A 21,412-nucleotide genomic window follows, 5' to 3' on the forward strand; every position below is an offset into this window, starting at 1 on the left:
GTTGTCGGTGCGCTCTGGTGGAATGCCTGGGTGAGTGAGACGGCAACACGCAGCAAGGTCACCATCCCGCGGGCGCGGTTGGTGCACCGAACTGCGCCGTCTCCGATACCCCGAACATGGGACGGAGGGACGGCCCGGCTGTTCGCGCCGCCGTCCGAGGATCCTTTCCAACTCGCGTTCGGCCCTGTTTCATTCGGCTCGGGGGCCGCCTGGAGTCCCTGGCAGGTACTCGGCAGCCCCGGAACGGGCAAGACGTCCCTTCTCGTGGATCTGGCAGTGCAGAAGATCTCCGGTGGCGAAGATCCTGAATCGGTCCTGGTGCTCACCCAGTCGCGCCGGGCAGCGACGCAGGTCCGCGAGCAGATCACGGCCGGGTTGCTCGGGTACGAACAAGAACGCGGACCGCAGGCAACTCGTGAGCCGTTGGTCCGCACCGTTCACTCGTACGCCTTTGCCGTACTCCGGCTTCAAGCCGCAGCGCACGGCAACGCGCCGCCACGCCTGATCACCGGCGCCGAGCAGGACTCGGTGCTCCGAGAGATGTTGCGCGGCGACATCGAAGACGGTGCGCTCCGGTGGCCGGAGCGCCTGCGACCCGCATTGGGTTTGAACGGCTTTGCCGTCGAACTTCGAGATCTGATGCTGCGAGCGAACGAGCGCGGACTCGGTCCCGAAGATCTGGTCAAGCTCGGCAAGAAGCGTGGCCGTCCGGAGTGGGTGGCGGCCGGGCGGTTCGCCGAGGCCTACGAGCAAGGCGTGCTGCTACGCGGCAGTGTCGGTGTCGAGGCTCCGGAGGCGACGGCGCCGGCACTCGACGCGGCCGAGTTGATCGGTGCGGCATTGACCGCGTTCGCCACCGATCCCGAATTGCTTCGCTCCGAGCGCGCTCGGATCCGGCACCTACTCGTCGACGACGCACAACATCTGGATCCGCAGGCGGCGCAGCTGGTTCGGCTGATCGGAACCGCAACTGCGGGCACGGTCATCGCCGGTGATCCCGATCAGTCGGTCTTCGGGTTCCGCGGTGCGGATTCGGCGTTCCTACTCGGACTCGCCGAGCGCGGAGACGAGCGCCAGATCGTCCTGCCCACCACGTTTCGCAACAACGCCGACGTCGCGTCGATCGCGGCCAAGATCGCTGCGCGGCTGCCCGGCAACCTTGCTCATCGCATCGCGGTTCCATCCGATCTCACCGATGAGGAGCCGGGGCGGGCGTCGGTGCGGGTTCTCGGTACGACGGCCAAAGAAGCGGCAGTCGTCGCAGATACCTTGCGCCGGGCGCATCTGCTGGACGGGATTGCTTGGTCCGACATGGCCGTCATCGTTCGGTCGGTCCCGCGCACTCTCGCCCCTCTCCGGCGAGCGCTGCTCGCGGCCGGGGTACCCGTCACGACCGCTGCCACCGAATTGCCGCTGGCCAGGCAACACGGAGTGTCCGGCCTGCTGCTGGTCCTTCGGGCGCTCGGCGGCGATCAGTTCACCGGCGACGACGCGCTTGCCCTGATGGCCGGTCCCATCGGCGGCGCCGAGCCGGTCACCCTGCGCCGGTTGCGTCGTGGCCTGCGCCGGGTCGAGTTGGCATCGGGAAGTGATCGGGACTCCTCGGAGTTGTTGCGGCTCATTCTGATCGACGAGGATCGTGCGCAGTCCAAGCGCCTCATGGGCAAGTTGACAGACGTCGAAGCTGCGGCACTCAATCGCGTGCTGTCGGTCCTTCGCAAGGCCCGAGTGCCTCTCGAGCGAGGTCTCGGGGTCGAAGAAGTTCTGTGGGCGGCATGGCAGGCGACGGGGCTGGAACGACGCTGGGCGGCTGCGTCGGCGCGCGGCGGACCTATCGGCTCACAGGCCGATCGTGACCTCGACGCAGTCGTCGCACTTTTCGACGCGGCCGCCAACTACGTCGACCGGTTGCCGCGTTCGCAACTCGCCGGTTTCGTCGACTACTTGACCAGCCAGGAGATACCGACCGACTCGCGGAGCCGATCGGTCATCACTCCCGACGCCGTCACCGTGGTCAGCGCTCACGCCGCGGCGGGTCGCGAATGGGCGGTCGTGGCGGTGGCGGGTGTGCAGGAGGGGCTCTGGCCGAGTTTGCGGGCACGCGGATCGCTACTGCGTACCGAAGCGCTGATCGACCTGGTCAACGGAGTCTCCGACGGCAGTGACTCGGCTGCCGAACGACTCTCGCGAACCGCACCGCTTCTGGCCGAAGAACGCAGGTTGTTCCTGGTTGCCTGTAGCCGTGCTCGTCGCCGTCTGCTGATCACCGCAGTCGAATCGGCTTCGGGGGACACCGACTTGGTGCCTTCGCGGTTCGTGGACGAATTGATCCGTGGTGACGCCTACTCGGACGATCCGTCCTCCGGTCTCGACGTCGTTGCACCCGAGACCGGGGATACCCGGGTTCTGTCGCTGCCTGCGCTGGTCGCACAGCTTCGCAGCGTCGTGTGTGATCCCGACATCGCGCATTTCGACCCCGAGAAGCATTCCCGGGCCGCTCGCCAGTTGGCACGTCTGGCCGCTGCCGGGGTACGCGGCGCGCACCCGGATCAGTGGTACGGCACAGCCGAGCCGAGTACCGCTGCTCCCATGTGGCAGCCCGAGGACGGACCGGTTTCACTATCGCCGTCCACCATCGAGCTTCTCGAAACATGCCCTCTCCGATGGGTGTTCGAGCGTCATGGCGGCAGCGACGGAGACAACACTCATGCGATCGCCGGTACGCTGGTCCATACCTTGGTGCAGGCATTGGCCGGCCGGATTCCACCGGATCAGGTCGAGAAGGCACTCGAAAATGCCTGGGAATCCATCGATCTGGGATCGCAGTGGTACTCGCGCCGCGAACTCAATCGAACTCGGGAGATGCTGGCGACGTTCACCGCCTGGATGAACGCAACTCGCGGCGAACTGACCGAAGTCGGCGTCGAGGTCGCGGTCGAGGGGGTCCTCGAACCGCGCGAAGAAGGAGCGCCTGCGGTCAAGCTTCGTGGCCGGATCGACCGGCTCGAGCGCGACACCGAAGGCCGTCCGGTGGTTGTCGACGTCAAGACTGCGCGAAACCCTGTCAGCAACGAGGCCGCGCAATCTCACGCGCAGTTGGCGGCGTACCAGGTCGCAGCGGCCGAAGGTGCGATTGCCGGCGAACCGGCCACACAACCCGGCGGTGCACGCCTGGTATTCGTGGCCAAGTCCAACAAGAAAGACGGTGCGGCGCAGCGAGTTCAGCCGCCGCTGACGGCCGAAGCCGTCGAGATGTGGCGAGACGTCATCCACAACGCAGCGGCAGCGACCCAAGGGCCGCAGTATCTGGCCAGGGTCAACGACGGATGTAGACATTGCCCGGTGCGCTCGAGTTGCCCGGCACACGACGAGGGACGACAGGTGAGTAACTAAGTGGCTGCCGCGACGCAGAAGGCACGCCGACCGAAGATCGATCCTGTCGACCTGGCGGTCGCGCTCGGTCAACACCCGCCGACGCCGGAACAGGCGGCAGTCATCGCCGCACCGCTCGGTCCGACATTGGTCGTCGCCGGTGCCGGTGCCGGTAAGACCGAGACGATGGCTGCTCGCGTCGTGTGGCTGGTGGCCAACGGCTTCGTCGATCCCGAGGCCGTTCTCGGATTGACCTTCACGCGCAAAGCGGCACAACAGCTCACGTCGCGAATCCGCAAGCGCTTGGCGCGACTGGCGGGTTCGGACGTTTTGCGGGCACTCGACCCGACCGGCGGAGTGCGTTCCCGGATTCTGGCCGGGGAACCCGAAGTCAGTACCTACCATGCTTACGCGGGACGGTTGCTGTCCGAGCACGGACTGCTGTTGCCGATCGAACCCTCGGCGACGCTGTTGTCCGAGACCGAACTGTGGCAGGTTGCGCACCGCGTCGTGAGCGGCTGGGACAGTGATCTGGACACCGACAAGAATCCGGGGTCCATCACCGAAACCGTTCTGGCCCTTGCCGGTCAGTTGGCGGAGCACCTGGTCGACCCCGAGCAGTTGCTCGAGGCTCACACCGAGTTGGACAAGCTGATTCACACTCTGCCCGCCGGTCCGAAACAGCGGGGTGGGCCGAGCAAAGAGCTGTTGAATTACCTTGATGTGCAACACAAACGCATCGAGCTACTGCCCCTCGTTGCCCGGCTGGGTGAGACGCTGCGGCGTGAAGGCGCATTGGATTTCGGCAGCCAGATGTCGCTGTCGGCCCGTGTCGCCTCCGAACATCCCGAGGTCGGGCAAACCGAGCGTGAGCGCTTTCGGGTAGTTCTTCTCGACGAGTACCAGGACACCGGTCACGCTCAGCGAGTGTTGTTGTCCTCGTTGTTCGGTGGGGGAGCCGACGGCCGGTTGGCGCTGACAGCCGTCGGCGATCCGATGCAGTCGATCTACGGTTGGCGAGGCGCGTCGGCGGCCAACCTGCCACGGTTTGCAACCGACTTCCCGCTTGCCAACGGAAAGCCGGCTCCGACACTCGAACTGCTCACCAGTTGGCGTAACCCGCCGGAGGCTCTCGAATTGGCAAACCTGTCGTCGGCACCGTTGCGCCGACGCGGTGTGGCCGTCAGCACACTTCGTGCGCGGCCGGGAGCCGTCGCCGGAGACGTTCGACTGGCGCTGCTGGGAGACGTCGAACAGGAACGTCAGTGGGTTGCGGAGAAGATCGCCGAAGAGTACGAGGCGGCACGTGCCGAAGACCGCCCGACGCCCACGGCAGCGGTGTTGATCCGCCGCAACGCCGATGCTGCCCCGCTGGCCGAGGCTTTGCGGTCCAAAGGTCTGCCCGTCGAAGTGGTCGGACTCGGTGGGCTCCTGCACACACCCGAGGTGGCGGACGTGATCGCCATGCTCCGAGTGGTCGCCGATCCGCTGGCGGGTAGCGCCGCCGTTCGGCTGCTCACCGGAGCGAGATGGCAGATCGGCGCGAAGGACCTCGCCGCACTCTCGCAACGCTCTCGCGAACTTGCCATCTCCGCCGGATACGGAACAGCGGGTGCGGTCACCGACGCCGAGGCGCTCACCTCGGCAGTTCAGGACGCGCTGCCGGGGGAGAACGCCGAGCAAGCAGGATTGGTCGATTCGATCTCCGATCCAGGCCCGGCAGAACGCTATTCAGCTCTCGGGTACACACGCATCAACGCGATAGCGGCAGAATTGGCGTCGTTGCGCGAACGTATCGGCCAGCCGCTCACCGAACTGGTGGCGGAGGTCGAGCGGGTGCTCGGTATCGGAATCGAGGCAGGCGCGCGAACTCGAGTCGGTGTCGTCGGGACCGCGGGCCGCGAGCATCTCGACGCATTTGCCGACGTCGTCGCCAATTACGCGACGCGTCCAACAGCCAATCTGCCCGGGATGCTCGCATTCTTCGCGGCCGCCGAACAGATCGAAAAGGGCCTCACTCCGGGCGAAGTGGAGGTGGCGCCGGATCGCGTGCAGATCTTGACCGTGCACTCGGCGAAGGGGCTCGAATGGGAAGTAGTGGCGATCCCGCATGTCAGCGACGGGGTGTTCCCCTCGACCACCGCGTCCGGATCGTGGCTCGGGGCGCTCGCCGAACTGCCACCGTCGTTGCGTGGGGACCGGGCCGTCGACGCGGATTCGGCCGACGGAGTTCCGGTGCTCGACCTCGAGGAGCTCTACAACCGCAAGGACCTCGAGAACGCGATCACGGCGCACAAGAAGGCCTTGTCCAACCGTCGACTGGACGAGGACCGGCGACTGTTCTACGTCGCGCTGACCAGAACCGAACGGGCGCTGTTCATCTCGGCGCATCACTGGGCGGAATCCGGTTCGGAACCGAAGGGGCCTTCGGAGTTCCTGGACGAGCTGCATCAGATGGTCGCGGCCGAAAACGATGCCGATGAGGAAGACTCGCGCGGTGCGATCGGCGTCGTGGAGGAGTGGGCGCCTGCACCGGAACCTGACACCGAGAACCCGTTGGCCGCCACGCCCCGTACGGCGCAGTGGCCGCCGGATCCGCTGGGTGCGCGGCGCGGCGCGGTCGAGGCCGGAGCCGCAAGCGTCCTGTCCGCACTTGCTTCGCTGCCGCAAGACAGCCAAGAGGCGGAAGAACCGGAGGACGATCCGGAGAACTGGGCCTCGGACGTCGACGTGCTCTTGGCCGAGCGCGAAGCCCGGGCAAACGCGCGTGCCGAAGTGATTCTCCCGGCGCAGCTTTCGGTGACTCAGCTCGTCGACCTCAAGGCAGATCCGGATGAACTCGCGGCACGGCTGCGTAGACCACTGCCGTACCCACCGAACCCGCTCGCTCGGCGCGGCACGGCTTTTCACGCCTGGATCGAGCGAAGGTTCGGTGCGACCCGACTGTTGGATCTCGACGAACTACCCGGCGCCGCGGATACCGGCGCGGGTCCCGAGACCGATCTGGTGAAACTTCAGGATGCGTTCCTGCGGTCCCCGTGGGCCAATCGCAGCCCGATCGAAGTGGAAGTTCCTTTCGAAACATCCATTGCCGGAACGGTTCTCCGCGGTCGGATCGACGCTGTGTTCGCCGATCCCGACGGCGGATGGACGGTGATCGACTGGAAGACCGGTGCCGAACCGTCGGCCGCCAACGAGGACGCTGTTGTGATGCAGTTGGCCGCGTATCGGGTGGCCTGGGCCGAATTGATGTCCGCCAGAGCCCGTTCGGCGGGGCGCAACGAACAGTTTCCGGCCGACAAGGTGCGGGCGGCGTTTCACTACGTTCGATCGGGTCGCACCATCGCACCCGAGAACCTGCCGGACGGTGAGGCTCTCGCTCGCCTCATCCGAACGGCAGGCGCGCAAGATTAGCTTGCGTTTCGACGAGCCTTGAGTGCTTCGGTCACCAGCGGAACCTGCAGGGGAAGACGTGCGATCGAACCGATCTTCTGCGGTGTGGACGTCTTCGGGCTTCGGCACCAGTCGATCGCCATCTGGATGTTGGCGGGGAACACGGCAACAAAGAGCGCGGCGGCAAGGCCCGCGCCGAGCTTGCGGGTCTTCGGCACGGCCAAGGCAGCGCCGATCGCCAGTTCCGCGACGCCGGACACCTGGGTGTAGGTGCGGGCCTGTCCGGGAAGTTGGCGGGGAACGGTGCTGTCGAAGAAGGAAGGCGCCACGAAATGCATGGTGCCGGCGCCGAGAAGGAGGGCCGACAAACGAAGAGCGGCCGCTTGGCTGGGAGTGGACGTCGAACCGGTGAAAGGCATTTGCCCAGCCTGCCTCACGGTGGACCTTCTTGCCACTACCGGCGCCACGACCCGCGCGCTATTCGGCGCCCGAGTTCCGAAGTCGATCTTCGAGGGTTACGCTGCCTGCCGATGTCCGTGTAGGTATTTCGTAAGTTCGAGTGAGAGAGTCGATGTATGGCCGGTAAGCTCCGGGCGCGTTTGACCAGGTCGGAAGCATTGACCGATCAGCCTGACTTCGCCCTTGTCGGGGTGCTGCGCATTCCCCAGCTACAGACAAGTCCGGCGCGGGCCATCTACAAGCGAGTTCTCATCGCGTTGGGTGCTCTCGGCGCCGCCGTGTTGATCGTGTACATCGATCGCGCGGGATACCGGGACGCACAGGACAACGAGCTGTCGCTGCTCGACTGCATTTACTATGCGACGGTTTCGCTCTCGACCACCGGCTACGGCGATATCACTCCGTTCACGCCGTCGGCGCGCCTGGTCAACGTCCTGTTGATCACGCCACTTCGGATCTTCTTCTTGATCGTGTTGGTCGGAACCACACTTTCAGCTCTGACCGAGAGTTCGCGTCAGGCGTTCAAAATTCAGCGTTGGAGGCAGCACGTGCGTAATCACACCGTCGTCGTCGGATACGGGACCAAGGGGCGGACGGCAATCGAAGCAATGCTCGGTGACGGTGTACCGGCGTCGGAGATCGTGGTCGTGGACACCGATCAGACCGTCCTCGATTCGGCGGCGAGCAAAGGCCTGGTGACGGTATTCGGTTCGGCGACGAAATCGGACGTACTTCGGTTGGCAGGTGCGCAGAATGCGTCGTCGATCATCGTGGCAACCAACCGTGACGACACCGCAGTGCTCGTGACGCTGACAGCCCGCGAAATCGCGCCGAAAGCCAAGATCGCCGCAGCCATCCGTGAAGCCGACAACGCGCATCTTCTGCGTCAGTCCGGCGCAGACTCCGTCGTCGTGTCCTCGGAGACGGCGGGTCGACTCCTCGGCATCGCGACCACGACGCCGACCGTCGTGGAGATGATCGAAGACCTGCTGACTCCGGAGGCCGGATTCGCGATTGCCGAGCGTGCCGTCGAGCGCGACGAGGTCGGCGGCTCTCCGCGTCATCTCTCCGACATCGTGCTCGGGGTCGTTCGCGACGGCCGTCTGGTTCGCGTCGGTTCGCCCGAGGTGGACGCCGTCGAGGAGAACGATCGACTGCTCTACATTCGCCGCGTCACGAACTGAGTGTTACCGAGCTTCGTGCGCGCAGTAATGTCGTGAGCGTGAACGACTTCCAGCTGACCGAAACACCTCTGCTCTCACGCTCGAGCGTCGGCCGCGCCGAGGAATTGCGGTCGGACGCCGCTGCACTGACGACGGGTTGGGCGGACGCACTGCTCCTCCGTGTGAATTCACGGGGTCAGGTCAAGGTGTCGCCGGAAGGTCAATTGGTCTTCGCCGAGGCAACCGAGTTGGGGCCCGAACCGGTGCGCGGCGCGGTCTTCCTGGGAATTCGGGAGAATCGCCACGTCTGGGCGGTGCGGGTGTCGCTGCTGGCGGGCACTTTGTCTGAATTGCGGATGCTCGGCGGAACACTCGACGACGCGGACGCCGGTTTGTTGACCGGTGCCGTCGCGATTCTCAACTGGCACGACAGTGCCGGATTCAGCGCTATCGACGGCGCACCGAGTGAACCCACGATGTCCGGCTGGTCACGCATTTCCACGTCCACCGGCCACGAGGAGTTTCCCCGAACGGATCCGGCGGTCATCTGCCTGGTGCACGACGGCGGCGATCGAGTTCTACTCGCGCGTCAGCCGACCTGGCCGCAGCGCCGTTTCTCGATTCTCGCGGGATTCGTCGAGGCCGGGGAGTCACTCGAAACGTGTGTTGTCCGCGAGATCAAGGAAGAAGTCGGTATCGACGTGCACAGCGTTCGATACCTCGGGAGCCAGCCCTGGCCGTTCCCTCGCTCGGTGATGTTGGGCTTCGCCGCAATCGGCGACCCCGCCGCTCCGCTGCTGTTCGCGGACGGCGAGATCGCCGAGGGCACCTGGTTCACGAAAGACGAGGTGCGCGCCGCTCTCGAACTCGGCGACTGGGGTTCGGAAGCGGACGCGCCACTGCTGCTGCCCGGGTCGATCTCCATCGCTCGCGGAATGCTCGAGAGCTGGGTCAAGTAGCAGCCGGAGAAGGTCTACAGACCCAGAGCCTGCTTGACCTGGTTGAGCGACGGGTTGGTCGCAACGCTGCCGTCGCCGTACTTCACGGTCGGAACGACGTGATTGCCACCGTTGACGCTGCCGACGAAATCGGCTGCTGCCGGATCGTTCTCGATGTCGATCTCGGTGTACTCGATCCCCGACGCGTTGAGCTGCGTCTTGAGGCGACGGCAGTAGCCGCACCACGTGGTCGAGTAGATGGTCAGGGCAGGCGCATTTTCGGTAGAAGTCACGGCGGATATAACACCACGACCGAGAGCGTTGTTCCGTATCGGCCCGTGTTCTCTTGCCCACATACCGTCGGGCGCGGCGAATGGAGTGTCGGAACGTCCTGCCATGATGGTCCCCATGCCTGCGGACACCGGACTGGATCCAGAACAATCGGCCGCCGTGCTCGCGCCACGCGGCCCGGTATGTGTCCTCGCGGGCGCTGGAACAGGCAAAACCCGCACCATCACACGCCGGATCGCTCATCTGGTTGCCGACGGTCACGTGTCGGCCGGTCAGGTGCTTGCCGTGACGTTCACCGCTCGTGCGGCCGGGGAAATGCGTGGACGTCTCCGTGAGCTGGGCGTCGGCGGGAGTGGGCCGCAGGTGCAGGCTCGAACTTTTCACGCTGCTGCTCTCCGTCAACTGAAGTACTTCTGGCCGCAGGTTGTCGGCGACACGCCGTGGCGTCTGCTGGACCGAAAGTTCGCGGTTGTCAGCAGTGCCGCAGCCCGGGTGGGATTGTCCACCAGCACGGAAAGCGTCCGCGACCTCGCCAGTGAAATCGAGTGGTCGAAGGCGTCGCTGATCGCGCCGGAGGATTACCCACGCGCGATCGCCAAGATTCGCCGTGAGGCACCGGTCGATGCCACCAAGGTGGCCCAGGTGTATGCCGCATACGAAGAGCTGAAAGCACGCGGCCAGGACGGCATGCTGCTTGATTTCGACGATCTCCTACTGCACACGGCGGCAGCTCTCGAAGAGCATTCGACAGTCGCCGACGAGTTCCGCGAGCGGTATCGCTGCTTCGTCGTGGACGAGTATCAGGACGTCACCCCACTTCAGCAGCGTGTGCTCGACGCCTGGCTGGGCGACCGAGACGATCTGACCGTGGTGGGCGATGCGAATCAGACCATCTACTCCTTCACCGGAGCCACCCCCAACTATCTGTTGGACTTCTCCCGGAAATTCCCCGAAGCGACCGTCGTTCGGCTCGAACGGGATTACCGCTCCACCCCTGAGGTCGTGTCGTTGGCGAACCGCGTGATCGGTGCCGCGCGCGGGCGGATCGCCGGGACGCGTCTGCAGCTGATCGGGCAGCGCGCGCCGGGGCCTGAGCCGGAGTTCATGGAGTTCGACGACGAGCCGGCCGAGGCGCTCGGCGTTGCGCGGGCGATCAAACGGCTGATCGCGGCAGGCACCCCTGCTGCCGAGATCGCTGTTCTGTACCGGATCAATGCTCAGTCGGAGGCGCACGAGCAGGCCCTGACGAAGCTGGGCATCCCGTTCCAGGTGCGCGGTGGAGAGGGCTTCTTCACTCGCACCGAGGTACGTCAGGCGGTGGCAGCGCTGCGTCAGGCAGCTGGACGCGACGACCTCCCCGAAGGTGCAGACAACGGCGAAGCGCTGGTCTCACTCGTCCGCGCTGTGCTCGCGCCGCTCGGCCTGACCAACGAAGAGCCTTCGGGTACTCAGGCACGCGAGCGCTGGGCGTCGCTCTCGGCTCTCGTGGCGCTCACCGAAGAACAACTTGTCCACGAACCTGAACTGACGCTCACCGGGCTTCTACAGGAGCTCACGGCCCGAGCCGAGGCGCGGCACCCACCGACCGTGCAAGGTGTGACGCTGGCCTCCATCCACGCGGCCAAGGGGCTCGAATGGGATGCGGTGTTCCTGGTCGGCCTCAACGACGGCACCCTGCCTATCCAACACGTTCTCGGCGACGCCAATTCGGGCGCCGACGACGTCGCGGTGGAGGAGGAGCGTCGGCTTCTCTACGTGGGGGTTACTCGCGCTCGCGAGCATCTGCAGCTGTCGTGGGCATTGGCCCGCAATGAGGGTGGACGCAAGTCCCGTCGCCGGTCGAGATTTCTCAACGGACTAATCCCGGAGGACTCGCCGGCCTCGCGCGTCGCCGCGCCGTCGTCGGGAAACAAGAAGCGTCCGCGCTGCCGCGTATGCGGCAAACCGTTGATCGGGACGTCGGCGACCATGCTCGGGCGCTGCGAAAAATGCCCGTCCAATGTCGACCTGGAATTGCTCGAGCACCTCAAGGCCTGGCGTCTGGACAAGTCCAGAGAACTCAAAGTTCCGGCCTATGTCGTCTTCAGTGACAACACACTGATGGCTATTGCCGAACAACGACCACAAGATAATCGTGGACTGGTTTCGATCCCTGGAATCGGGCCGAAGAAACTCGACAACTTCGGGGAAGACGTACTAGCTGTCATTCGCGGTGAACTGCGAGCGGCAACACTCGATATCTGACAACACATCCGAATCGACAACGGTGAGTTACATAACCGCAGGTCAAAAATAGGTTGTGCAGATTCGGCAGATTCTCTACTCTGGTTTTCAGTGTTACGGGGCAACCTGTGCGCAGAAACTATCCGGACCGACACGAAATGGAGGTGGCAAAAAAATGACGAACTTGATCTCTTACGAAGCGTGCGCAAGCGCAAAGTTCGCTGTTGCCGCCCCCATGCTGCCGCGTGCAGCGGGATGGGCGCAGCATGCGCTCCGCCTGCGCCCTCAAGCAGCAGCAAAGAAAGCAGCTGTCGAGTCCGTGTTCTTAAGCCATCGAGGTATTTCTCGGTAGGACACATCCGTTCACTTACGGCCACGGACCCGCAGCACTTGCGGACCGTGGCCTTTGTGTTGGATAGCCCTCTTCATCTGGTTTCCGACTCGGCTCAGGTTCGCACCCATCGAACCCATATCGTGCGACACAGTTTCGCATCCGAGCACTAGGAGACCGAGTTGTCTGCCCAGACAATCCGCGTGGAATCCGAAAACTCCACCACTGCAGTAACTTCCACCGACGTCACTTCGGCTGCAGTCACGTTCATCGAGGTCGCGTCCACCCGCCGCGACCTGCCGTGCCGGGCATCCAACCCCGATCTCTGGTTCGCCGAAGCTCCGGCCGAACTCGAGCAGGCGAAGGCACTGTGCGCGCAGTGCCCCATCCGTTCCCGTTGTCTCAGTGCGGCTCTCGACCGCGCCGAGCCGTGGGGGGTGTGGGGCGGCGAGATCCTCGATCAGGGGGCCGTCATAGCGCGCAAGAGACCGAGAGGGCGCCCACGCAAGCAACTTGTGTGCGCGTGAGAGCCCTATTCGGCGGAGCCGGTGTCTTATTCGGCGGAGCCGGTGTCATCCAGAACCGGCTCCGCGAACCCTGGCAACCAACGAGTCAGGATTTCCATGTACGGGGCATATGCGTCCAACTGGGCGCATATGCCGACCGAACCGAGAAGAACACGGAAGATCATCAAATACTCGGCCGGAAGGTTGAGTGCACGGGCCGTTCGGAACTGCGCACTGTTGAAGTCAGTGGCGGTTCCGGCGGCCTTTTGCAGCCATGCCCGAGTGAAGTGAAATGACTCGGTCTGGATCGGGTCGGTGAAGGGTCGCAGGTAATCCGCGATCTCCTTGTCGGTCACCGTGCGTCCGGGGATCACGAAACCGTTGGCGCGCAACAACTCCGTCAACTCGTCGAATTGTTCCTCGACAGCCAAGCGCACCATCGTGCCGAGAACCCGTGGCAGTCCGTTCGGGAACGGCGCAGCAGCACCGAAGTCGATGACGCCGAGTCGGCCGTCCTCGAGAAGCATGAAATTGCCGGGGTGCGGGTCACAGTGGAGCAATCCGACACGGGCCGGAGACGCGAAGTGGAATTCGGCGAGTAGTGCACCGGCCGCATTGCGCTGCTCCGGCGTTCCACTCTCGATGATTCTGGTCAACGGGGTTGCCGTCATCCATTCGGTCACGACCACTTTCGGCGCGCTCGCCACGACGTGCGGGATCACGAATTGGGGATCTCCGTCGAACTCTTTGGCAAAAGCTCGCTGATTGTTCGCCTCGATCCGATAGTCGAGTTCTTCCTCCGTGCGCGCGGTGAACTCCTCGATCACGGGCCGTACGTCGACACCGGGCATGACCGAACCGAAGAGACCGGCAAATCTGCCCAGGGTCTTGAGATCGGCGCGTAGAGCTTCGTCGGCGCCGGGGTACTGAACTTTCACGGCTACGTCGCGGCCGTCCGCCCAGACGGCTCGGTGAACCTGCCCGATGCTTGCCGACGCGGTCGGTTCGTCGTCGAACGACTGGAATCGGTCGCGCCACTTGGTTCCGAGTTGCTGGTCGAGCATCTTGTGGACTTGCTTGGTCGGCAGCGGCGGGGCGGCGGCCTGGAGCTTGTTCAGCGACTCGCGGTACGGCTCGGCGAATTCCTCCGGAATTGCCGCCTCCATGACGCTGAGCGCTTGGCCCAGCTTCATCGCGCCGCCCTTGAGTTCGCCCAGCACCGCGAACAGTTGCTCGGCCGCCTTCGCGCTCAACTGCGCGTCGATCTCGCCTTTGTCGCCGCCGGCGAGCTTGCGTCCGAAGCCCATGGCGGCGCGACCGGCCATCCCCAGGGGGATGCTCGCGAGTTTGGCAGTACGGGCAGAACTCTTGCGTGGGATCTCGGACACCACACCATCATGTCTGACTGGGGCGTCCTTTGCCCGAAACAGGTGCCAGGTATTGGCAACTGCAGGATATTTGCCGAGGCCAGCGCCTGGTTGTGATCCGATACGGACGGAGCGCGATCTCGAGCGTCGACGACAGACTGGCCGCATGCGTCGCCGCTGTCTCGGATAATGCGGAGTCGATCTCGGCCAGAGCCAGCGCGACACTTGCATGGATCATCGCCGATTCCGCGTGGCCGGCGCTGCCGAGTAGCTGCGCGGACAGATGAAGCCAATGAGGGTCGAGTTCGGATCGGAGGATGTCGGCGCACCGCAGGCAACTCGACTGACCAGGCAGGACAAGAGGACCGACCACACCGTTGCCGTCGCGGATGCGGACGGAAAGGTGGGGGAGTCCGCAGCGAACGAGATCGCTGACCAGACGAGGATCAGTCACGACGTCGTCGCTCAGGACCACCAGTTGTTCGTTCCACGTGCGCACGACGTCGGTGTTGCGATACCCGCGCGAGCGACGCGTGCTGACCCCGCCGGTGACCAGTGCGCGCTCGATGGCGTCAGAGAGCGGACCGACACCGTGAATCCGGACCGTCGCGGTGCTTCTGCGGGCAGTGTGGGCGAAACCGGAATCGGCGAGTTGCTCGAGCAACTCCTCCGTCACGGACGTGGGAATCCCGAGCCTCGACGCTTCCCAGAGGATGTTTGCGCGGGATCTCGAGCCGTCCATTTTGCGCAGGATCGACTTCACCGCGCGATCGTCGACCCCGACAGGCAGAGTCAGCAGGACGGCACGTCCGGGGGTCCATCCCAGCTGCAGTCGACCATCCGGGCGCGACAGAACAGCGATCCGCGGGTCCCATCGAGGTCCCGCGGATCGCTGTGAAGTGCTGTCTTGTCTGGTGTCGTCGTGTGTGTGACCGGTCATCATTCGATGCTGGCACGACGGGCCCTCGGCGAGTCCCCGTCAGCGGCAGTTATCCACAGGCGGTCATCGCGGCTGATCTGCGAAAATCGGTCGAGAAGGGATTACTTCTCTTCGTCGTCCTCGCGGGTCTTGTCCATCGCTTCCTCGGCCGCACGCTCTTTTGCCACGACGGCTTCGAGCTGGGCTATCGGGTCGTCGAAATTACCGGCTTCGCCGGCGCCGAGGACACGGGCGACAAATCCGTCCGGTGCGTCGAGATCGCTCGAATCGGGCATCAGGTCGGGATGCGACCAGACGCCGTCGCGAACGTCCATACCGGCTTCCGCAGTGAGCTTCTGCCACAAACCGGCCGCTTCACGGACCTTGCGAGGACGAAGTTCGAGTCCGACCAGCGTCGCAAAGGTCTGTTCGGCGGGGCCGCCGGTAGCGCGGCGACGCCGCAACGTCTCACTCATCGCGGCAACACCAGGCAGTCGCTCGCCGAGTGCGGCGGTGACGACCGTCTCCACCCAACCCTCGACCAGCGCAAGCAGAGTCTCGAGACGTTCGAGAGCGGCTTTCTGCTCCGGTGTGTTCTGCGGCTCGAACGTGCCCTGCTGCATCAGCGCTTCGAGCTTGCTCGGATCGGTGAGAGCGGATGGATCGAGGTCCTTGGCGAATTCTTCCATCGCCGAGAAGTCCATGGTGATTCCGCGGGCGTATTCCTCCACTGTCGCGAGAACACGCTGGCGCAGCCACGGAACGTGACTGTAAAGGCGCTGATGAGCGGCTTCCCGCGCGGCGAGGAAGACCAGAACTTCCTGATGCGGCTGTTCGAGACCCTCACTGAAAGCCTGAACCGCAGCCGGGAGAAGGGCCGCGGTGCCTTCGGGGCCGAGGGGCAGGCCGATGTCAGTGGAGGAGAGCACCTCGGTGGACAGTTGGCCGAGTGCCTGGCCCAATTGCGAGCCGAACGCGAGTCCGCCCATCTGGCCGAGCATGCCCAGCATCGGGCCAGCCATCTGCTGTGCTTCGGCCGGAAGACCCTGGACCCACATGCCCGCTACCTTCTCGGCCACCGGATCACAGAGTCGCTTCCAGGTGTCGATCGTGTTGTCGAGCCAGTCGTTCGGAGTCCACGCAAGAGTGCGGCTCGCTCCGGCAGGGAGCGTTGTCGCAGCGTCCAGCCACATCTCGGCCAGGTGCGCGGCGTCGGCGATCGCCTTGACGTTGCCCTCGGTGATCGGTGTGACCGATCCGATCTGTTGGCGTGCCAGCTTCTTGGCGATGTCGTAGTTGACCGGGCCGGACGTACCGCCCTGGCCCATCGACGAGCCCATTCCGCTCAGCATCTGCCCGAACTGGGTGAGCATCTGGCCGAGCTGAGCCGGATCGAATCCCTCACCGCCCGCGCCGAACCCGAACGGCATGTCACCACCCCCGAACGGATTGCCACCCGCCGCGTTCTTGTCGCGATCGGGATCGTCGTCGGAGTTGGAGAAGCCGAACGGCATATTGCTCATACCTCAACGGTACAAGGCTCGAGCGGTCGGAGTCGCCCTCCGAGTCACGCTGACGGCGAACACGCACGGCGCTCAGGCGGTGCGATCGGTGCTCCGGAGCCTTCGCGCTTTACTCTGGATCAGGTGAATCGACGGATAGTGACGCTCTTGGCCGCACTCGCACCCATCGTCGTGTTGGGAGTCGTCGGAACAATGGTCACTGTTCCTTATGTCGCACTCGGTCCGGGCCCCACCTTCAACACGCTCGGCGACGTCGACGGTAAGCCCGTCGTGGACATCCAGGGGACCGAGGTCGATCCCACCGACGGCAACCTCAACATGACAACGGTGTCGGTTCGCGACGGCCTCAACATCTTCGAAGCGTTCGGACTGTGGGCGAGTGGCAGCAACGGACTCGTCCCTCGCTCGGAGATCTATCCGCCCGAGAAGTCGAAGGAAGAGATTCAGCAGGCCAACACCGCCGACTTCCAGCAGTCCGAGGACAGTGCCGAGTTGGCGGCACTGCACTTTCTCGGCAAGCCGGTGGCACTGACTGTTTCGAAGGTGACTCCGGACGGTCCCGCTGCGGGTGCCCTGCAAGAAGGCGACGTCCTGGTCAAGATCGGCGACACTCCGGTAACCACCATCACCGGCGTTCAGGACACGGTCGGTGCGATCGCGCCCGGCACCGCGATCGACGTCACCGTCCTTCGTGAGGGTGTGGAGACCGTTGTGCCGGTCACCGTCGGGGCGCGGCCCAACAAGCCCGAATCGGGTTACCTCGGCGTCACACCCAGCGAGGTCCCGGACGTTCCCTTCACCGTGCAGTTCAATCTCGCCGACATCGGCGGTCCTTCTGCCGGACTGATGTTCACACTGGCCTTGGTCGACAAGCTGACTCCGGGGGAGCTCAACGGCGGAAAGTTCGTAGCCGGAACGGGCACCATCGACTCCGACGGCGAGGTCGGTCCGATCGGCGGCATCAGGTACAAGTTGATCGCCGCGTCCGAAGCCGGTGCTGAGACCTTCCTCGTGCCGGCCCAGAACTGTGACGAGGCGAAACAGAATGCGCCGGACGGGCTTCGACTCGTCAAGGTCGACAACCTGCCCGGCGCAGTGGACTCACTCGAAAGCCTCAACACGGGTGGCGACGCACCCCGCTGCTGAAAGCTGCCTGGCCGCCGACGACTCTGTCAGTCTTCTTCGACCTCGTCGAGCGTCGCGTACAGGGCGTGCACGAGGTGAGGTGCAAGACCGTCGTAGGTGAGCAGTTCCAAGTCACCGTACGGATCCGCATCCTCGTCGGGACGCATCTGTAGGAGCGACAGCGAGGGACCGTCACGGAGCACGCCGACGAACAGTCGAGCCTCGCGTCGATCGGGATGCGCGTCGGCCGTCAGTCGAGCGACCTCGTCCGCCGCGTGCTGATCGGTCAACACCGGCGCCGTGGCGTGGTCGAGATCCGATTCCGCCTCGGGCGGCAGGACGACGATCTCCTGCACCAGGATGCAACCCTGCACGGACTCGGGCCAATGCGTCGTTGCCAGGAACTCGTCGAGTGCCCGTGAACCGCCGATGATGTCCTCGGGAAGCGATTCCTGTTCGATCGGTGTGTATTCGGCGCCCTCGGCGAGTTGGTCGAGCAGTCCGGGTTCGGCCGCGGCGAGCATCTCGGTGGGTACCAACGCGTATAGCTTCGGCGGCTGATCCCAGCCTTCGGCGTCGATGTGGTCGACAACTTCATGAACGCACCGGGCGAGGGCACTCGGTGATCTGCTCATATTCTCTTCACTCACGCCTTCATCCTCCCACCTTCTGTCCGGCTCCCCGCTCTCCGTGTTGTCAACCCGTGACCGTTGTTACGTAGAGTGGTCGGAAACGGCCAAGTCCACTCGGGCGTGGCCGCAGTGATCGATGCAATCGGTTGCGACGCCACGGCGTCGCCAAATCTTGGAGCGTGGCACGTGGGCATGCGGCCCCCCGCAGGTTTACCCTCTCTGTCCAGACGCAGTCGAATCTTGTTGGTGGTGGCTGTCGTAGTGGCGGCCTTGCTGCTCGTGGGGCCGCGACTGATCGGCATGTACACGGACTGGTTGTGGTTCGGCGAAGTCGGCTTCCGCGGTGTCTTCACCAAGGTTCTGTTGACGCGATTCGTGCTCTTCCTGGTCGTCGGAATTGTCGTCGGCGCCATCGTGTGGCTCGCGATGCTTCTCGCGTACCGCGCACGCCCGGTGTTCGTCCCGGTCTCCGGGCCCAATGATCCGATCGCGCGCTACCGCACCACCGTCATGTCGCGTCTTCGTCTGTTCGGCGTGATCATTCCGGTAGCGATCGGCATCCTGTCCGGTCTCATCGCGCAGGCCAACTGGGTCACTATCCAGTTGTTCCTCAACGGCCAGGCATTCGGTATCACCGATCCGCAGTTCAACATGGACGTCAGCTTCTACACGTTCGATCTGCCGTTCTACCGTTTCGTTCTCAACTGGTTGTTCGTCTCGATCCTGCTGGCTTTCGTGGCAAATCTGATCACCCACTACGTTTTCGGTGGAATCAAATTGGCCGGACGAGCGGGGACGTTCACTACCGCCGCTCGTGTGCAGTTGGCTGTTCTGGCCGGCACTTTCGTGCTGTTGAAGGCCGTCGCCTACTGGCTCGATCGTTACTCGTTGCTTTCGAGCGGCCGTAAAGAGCCGACGTTCACCGGCCCGGGGTACACGGACATCATGGCTGTGCTCCCGGCAAAGCTGATATTGATGTCCATCGCGATCATCTGTGCTTTGGCTTTCTTCGCTGCGATCTTCACCCGCGACCTTCGTATCCCGGCTATGGCCGTTGCTCTGTTGGTTCTCTCGTCCGTGCTCGTTGGCGCAGTCTGGCCGATGATCGTCGAGCAGTTCTCCGTCAAGCCCAACGCGGCGGACAAGGAGAGTACGTACATCGAGCGGAACATCGCGGCTACCAGGCAGGCCTACGGAATCACGGACGACAAGGTCACATATCAGCCTTACTCGGGTGACGGCGACGCAATTCCGCGCGAAGTGCCGGCAGACGTCACCACTATTGCCAATGCTCGTCTCCTCGATCCGAACATTCTGTCGCCCACTTTCACCCAGCAGCAACAGCGTCAGAACTTCTACGGGTTCCCGCCCTCGCTCGACATCGATCGCTACGACATCGACGGTGAGATGCGCGACTACATCGTGGCGGCGCGTGAGATCTCACCGAACAACCTGCAGGGAAACCAGACGGACTGGATCAACAAGCACACGGTCTACACCCACGGCGACGGCTTGGTGGCCGCTCCGGCGAACAAGATCACTGCGCCGGTCCTGGACCCGACGAAGGACAACGCGAACAACAACAATGCGGGCTACCCGATCTACACGGTCAGCGACATCGCCTCGCAGGACGCGGGAACACAGGTCATCAAGGTCGATCAACCGCGCATCTACTACGGCGAGGTCATCGGTCAAGGCGCTGACGATTACGCAATCGTCGGTGGTGCCGGTGGTTCGGAAGCTCGCGAATACGACACGGAGCAGACCAAGTACACCTACACCGGTTCCGGCGGCGTCTCCATCGGAAACTGGGTCAATCGCTTGGCTTTCGCGGCGAAGTACACGGAGAGGAACATTCTCTTCTCGGGTGCCGTCGGTTCGGATTCCAAGATCATCTACAACCGTGATCCTCGCGATCGCGTCGGTCAGGTTGCTCCGTGGTTGACCACTGACGGAGATGCGTACCCGGCCGCAGTCGACGGCAAGATCGTCTGGATCGTCGATGCGTACACCACGCTGGAGAACTACCCGTACGCACAGCGCAGTTCGCTGGACGGACTGGTCGCGGACAGTGTGGATGCAACGACCGGTCGTTTGTTGCCGAAGAAGGAAGTCTCGTACATCCGCAACTCGGTCAAGGCAACCGTCGATGCCTACGACGGCACCGTGACGCTCTATCAGGTCGACGACAACGACCCGGTACTCAATGCGTGGAAGGGTGTGTTCCCGGACACGGTCAAGCCGCAGAGTGACATCTCGGACGATCTGCGGGCACACTTCCGCTATCCCGAAGACCTGTTCAAGGTTCAGCGGGAAATGTTGGCGAAGTACCACGTCGACAATCCGACCGAATTCTTCACCAACAACGCTTTCTGGTCGGTGCCCAACGAGCCGACGGTGGAGAATTCGAAGGAAAATGAACCGCCGTACTACGTGATGGTGGGGGACCAGGAAACCGGCGCGCCGTCGTTCCGGCTCACAAGTCCGATGGTGGGATTCCAGCGAGACTTCCTGTCGGCTTACATCACCGTGAATTCGGATCCGAAGGACTACGGCAAGATCACTGTTCTGCAGTTGCCCGTCAACAAACAGACGCAGGGTCCGTCACAGTCGCAGAACTCGATGATCTCGGATGCTCGCGTGGGCTCGGAGAAGGCACTGCTGGAGAGAACCAACACGATCCGATACGGCAACCAGTTGGCCTTGCCGATCGCAGAGGGTGGAATTCTCTACGTCGAACCCATGTATACCGAGCGAAGTAACACGACGACTTCGTTCCCGCAGCTTTCCCGAGTTCTGGTGAGTTACCAGGAGTCTGCGAAGGCGGGCAGCAGGGTTCGTGTCGGTTACGCATCCACGTTGGCCGAGGCGCTCGATCAGGTCTTCGACAATGGTGGAGCCGCGGGTGCTGCCACCGCACCGGGTGGAACTGCCACGACGGAACCGCCGGCGGGAACCGGGACCACCCCCGCGCCGACGGCGCCGACGACGCCTACAGGTCCGGCATCATCGGAAGACGTGTCGAAGGCTCTGGCAGAGGTCAACGCTGCCATGGATGCACTGAAGTCTGCGCAACAGACTGGTGACTTCAGTGGTTACGGAGCCGCGCTGGATCGCCTGCAGAAGGCGGTTGACGCTTACCAGGCGCTGCCGCCCAGTTAGTCGACCTC

14 protein-coding genes are annotated in these 21,412 nt (G+C 64.0%); 8 read left to right on the forward strand and 6 right to left on the reverse strand.

The genetic code is table 11. The annotated features are described in order from the left end of the window. Window positions 1-30 precede the first annotated feature (30 nt). Window positions 31-3,393: an ATP-dependent helicase gene (locus PCS43_RS10855; protein WP_209908165.1), complete on the forward strand. Its 3,363-nt coding sequence runs from the start codon at window positions 31-33 to the stop codon at window positions 3,391-3,393. Continuing rightward, window positions 3,394-6,786: an ATP-dependent helicase gene (locus tag PCS43_RS10860; RefSeq protein WP_065352233.1), complete on the forward strand. Its 3,393-nt coding sequence runs from the start codon at window positions 3,394-3,396 to the stop codon at window positions 6,784-6,786. On the opposite strand, the gene PCS43_RS10865 is transcribed toward PCS43_RS10860, so the two are convergent. Beyond that, the gene (locus PCS43_RS10865; RefSeq protein WP_003942341.1) at window positions 6,783-7,184 is read right to left on the reverse strand and encodes a DoxX family protein; all 402 of its coding nucleotides are present in this window, start codon (window positions 7,182-7,184) and stop codon (window positions 6,783-6,785) included. The two genes, PCS43_RS10860 and PCS43_RS10865, sit on opposite strands and share 4 nt — an antisense overlap. A gap of 156 nt (window positions 7,185-7,340) precedes the next feature. Here PCS43_RS10865 and PCS43_RS10870 point away from each other — a divergent pair, with 156 nt between their 5' ends. Both PCS43_RS10870 and nudC read left to right on the forward strand, forming a co-directional pair. Next, window positions 7,341-8,408 (forward strand): potassium channel family protein, encoded by a 1,068-nt coding sequence (locus tag PCS43_RS10870; RefSeq protein WP_003942296.1) that lies wholly within the window; start codon window positions 7,341-7,343, stop codon window positions 8,406-8,408. A gap of 38 nt (window positions 8,409-8,446) precedes the next feature. Beyond that, window positions 8,447-9,346, forward strand: a complete 900-nt coding sequence (nudC, locus tag PCS43_RS10875) for an NAD(+) diphosphatase (protein ID WP_007731249.1) — start codon at window positions 8,447-8,449, stop codon at window positions 9,344-9,346. Between the two features lie 14 nt (window positions 9,347-9,360). Here nudC and PCS43_RS10880 read toward each other — a convergent pair whose 3' ends face one another. After that, complete coding sequence (locus PCS43_RS10880; protein WP_003942350.1) at window positions 9,361-9,618, reverse strand: mycoredoxin; 258 nt, start codon at window positions 9,616-9,618, stop codon at window positions 9,361-9,363. Between the two features lie 103 nt (window positions 9,619-9,721). Between PCS43_RS10880 and PCS43_RS10885 the strand changes: the two genes are divergently transcribed. Together PCS43_RS10885 and PCS43_RS10890 are read left to right on the forward strand one after the other, a co-directional pair. Next, entirely contained in the window at window positions 9,722-11,860 is a 2,139-nt protein-coding gene (locus PCS43_RS10885; RefSeq protein WP_073512806.1) for an ATP-dependent DNA helicase UvrD2, read from the forward strand. A gap of 513 nt (window positions 11,861-12,373) precedes the next feature. Continuing rightward, window positions 12,374-12,697 carry a WhiB family transcriptional regulator gene (locus PCS43_RS10890; protein ID WP_003942321.1) on the forward strand — a complete coding sequence of 108 codons (324 nt, stop codon included), beginning with the start codon at window positions 12,374-12,376 and terminating at the stop codon, window positions 12,695-12,697. 26 nt (window positions 12,698-12,723) lie between these two features. On the opposite strand, the gene PCS43_RS10895 is transcribed toward PCS43_RS10890, so the two are convergent. The 3 genes from PCS43_RS10895 to PCS43_RS10905 all read right to left on the reverse strand — a co-directional run bounded on the left by PCS43_RS10895 (window position 12,724) and on the right by PCS43_RS10905 (window position 16,485). Next, a complete protein-coding gene (locus PCS43_RS10895) occupies window positions 12,724-14,067 on the reverse strand; it encodes an ABC1 kinase family protein (protein WP_007731259.1) in 1,344 nt (447 codons plus the stop codon). Between the two features lie 4 nt (window positions 14,068-14,071). Next, entirely contained in the window at window positions 14,072-14,986 is a 915-nt protein-coding gene (locus PCS43_RS10900; RefSeq protein WP_054187618.1) for a hypothetical protein, read from the reverse strand. 98 nt (window positions 14,987-15,084) lie between these two features. After that, the gene (locus PCS43_RS10905; RefSeq protein ID WP_003942352.1) at window positions 15,085-16,485 is read right to left on the reverse strand and encodes a zinc-dependent metalloprotease; all 1,401 of its coding nucleotides are present in this window, start codon (window positions 16,483-16,485) and stop codon (window positions 15,085-15,087) included. Window positions 16,486-16,608: 123 nt separating this feature from the next. Here PCS43_RS10905 and PCS43_RS10910 point away from each other — a divergent pair, with 123 nt between their 5' ends. Then, window positions 16,609-17,631, forward strand: a complete 1,023-nt coding sequence (locus PCS43_RS10910; RefSeq protein ID WP_037130086.1) for a YlbL family protein — start codon at window positions 16,609-16,611, stop codon at window positions 17,629-17,631. Between the two features lie 26 nt (window positions 17,632-17,657). Here PCS43_RS10910 and PCS43_RS10915 read toward each other — a convergent pair whose 3' ends face one another. After that, window positions 17,658-18,260 (reverse strand): PPA1309 family protein, encoded by a 603-nt coding sequence (locus PCS43_RS10915; protein ID WP_003942343.1) that lies wholly within the window; start codon window positions 18,258-18,260, stop codon window positions 17,658-17,660. Between the two features lie 168 nt (window positions 18,261-18,428). Between PCS43_RS10915 and PCS43_RS10920 the strand changes: the two genes are divergently transcribed. Further along, window positions 18,429-21,404, forward strand: a complete 2,976-nt coding sequence (locus PCS43_RS10920) for a UPF0182 family protein (protein ID WP_030534991.1) — start codon at window positions 18,429-18,431, stop codon at window positions 21,402-21,404. The last annotated feature ends 8 nt before the right edge of the window (window positions 21,405-21,412 follow it).

Origin of the sequence: Rhodococcus sp. C-2 (assembly GCF_027854095.1) — a bacterium.
GTDB lineage: Bacteria > Actinomycetota > Actinomycetes > Mycobacteriales > Mycobacteriaceae > Rhodococcus_F > Rhodococcus_F qingshengii.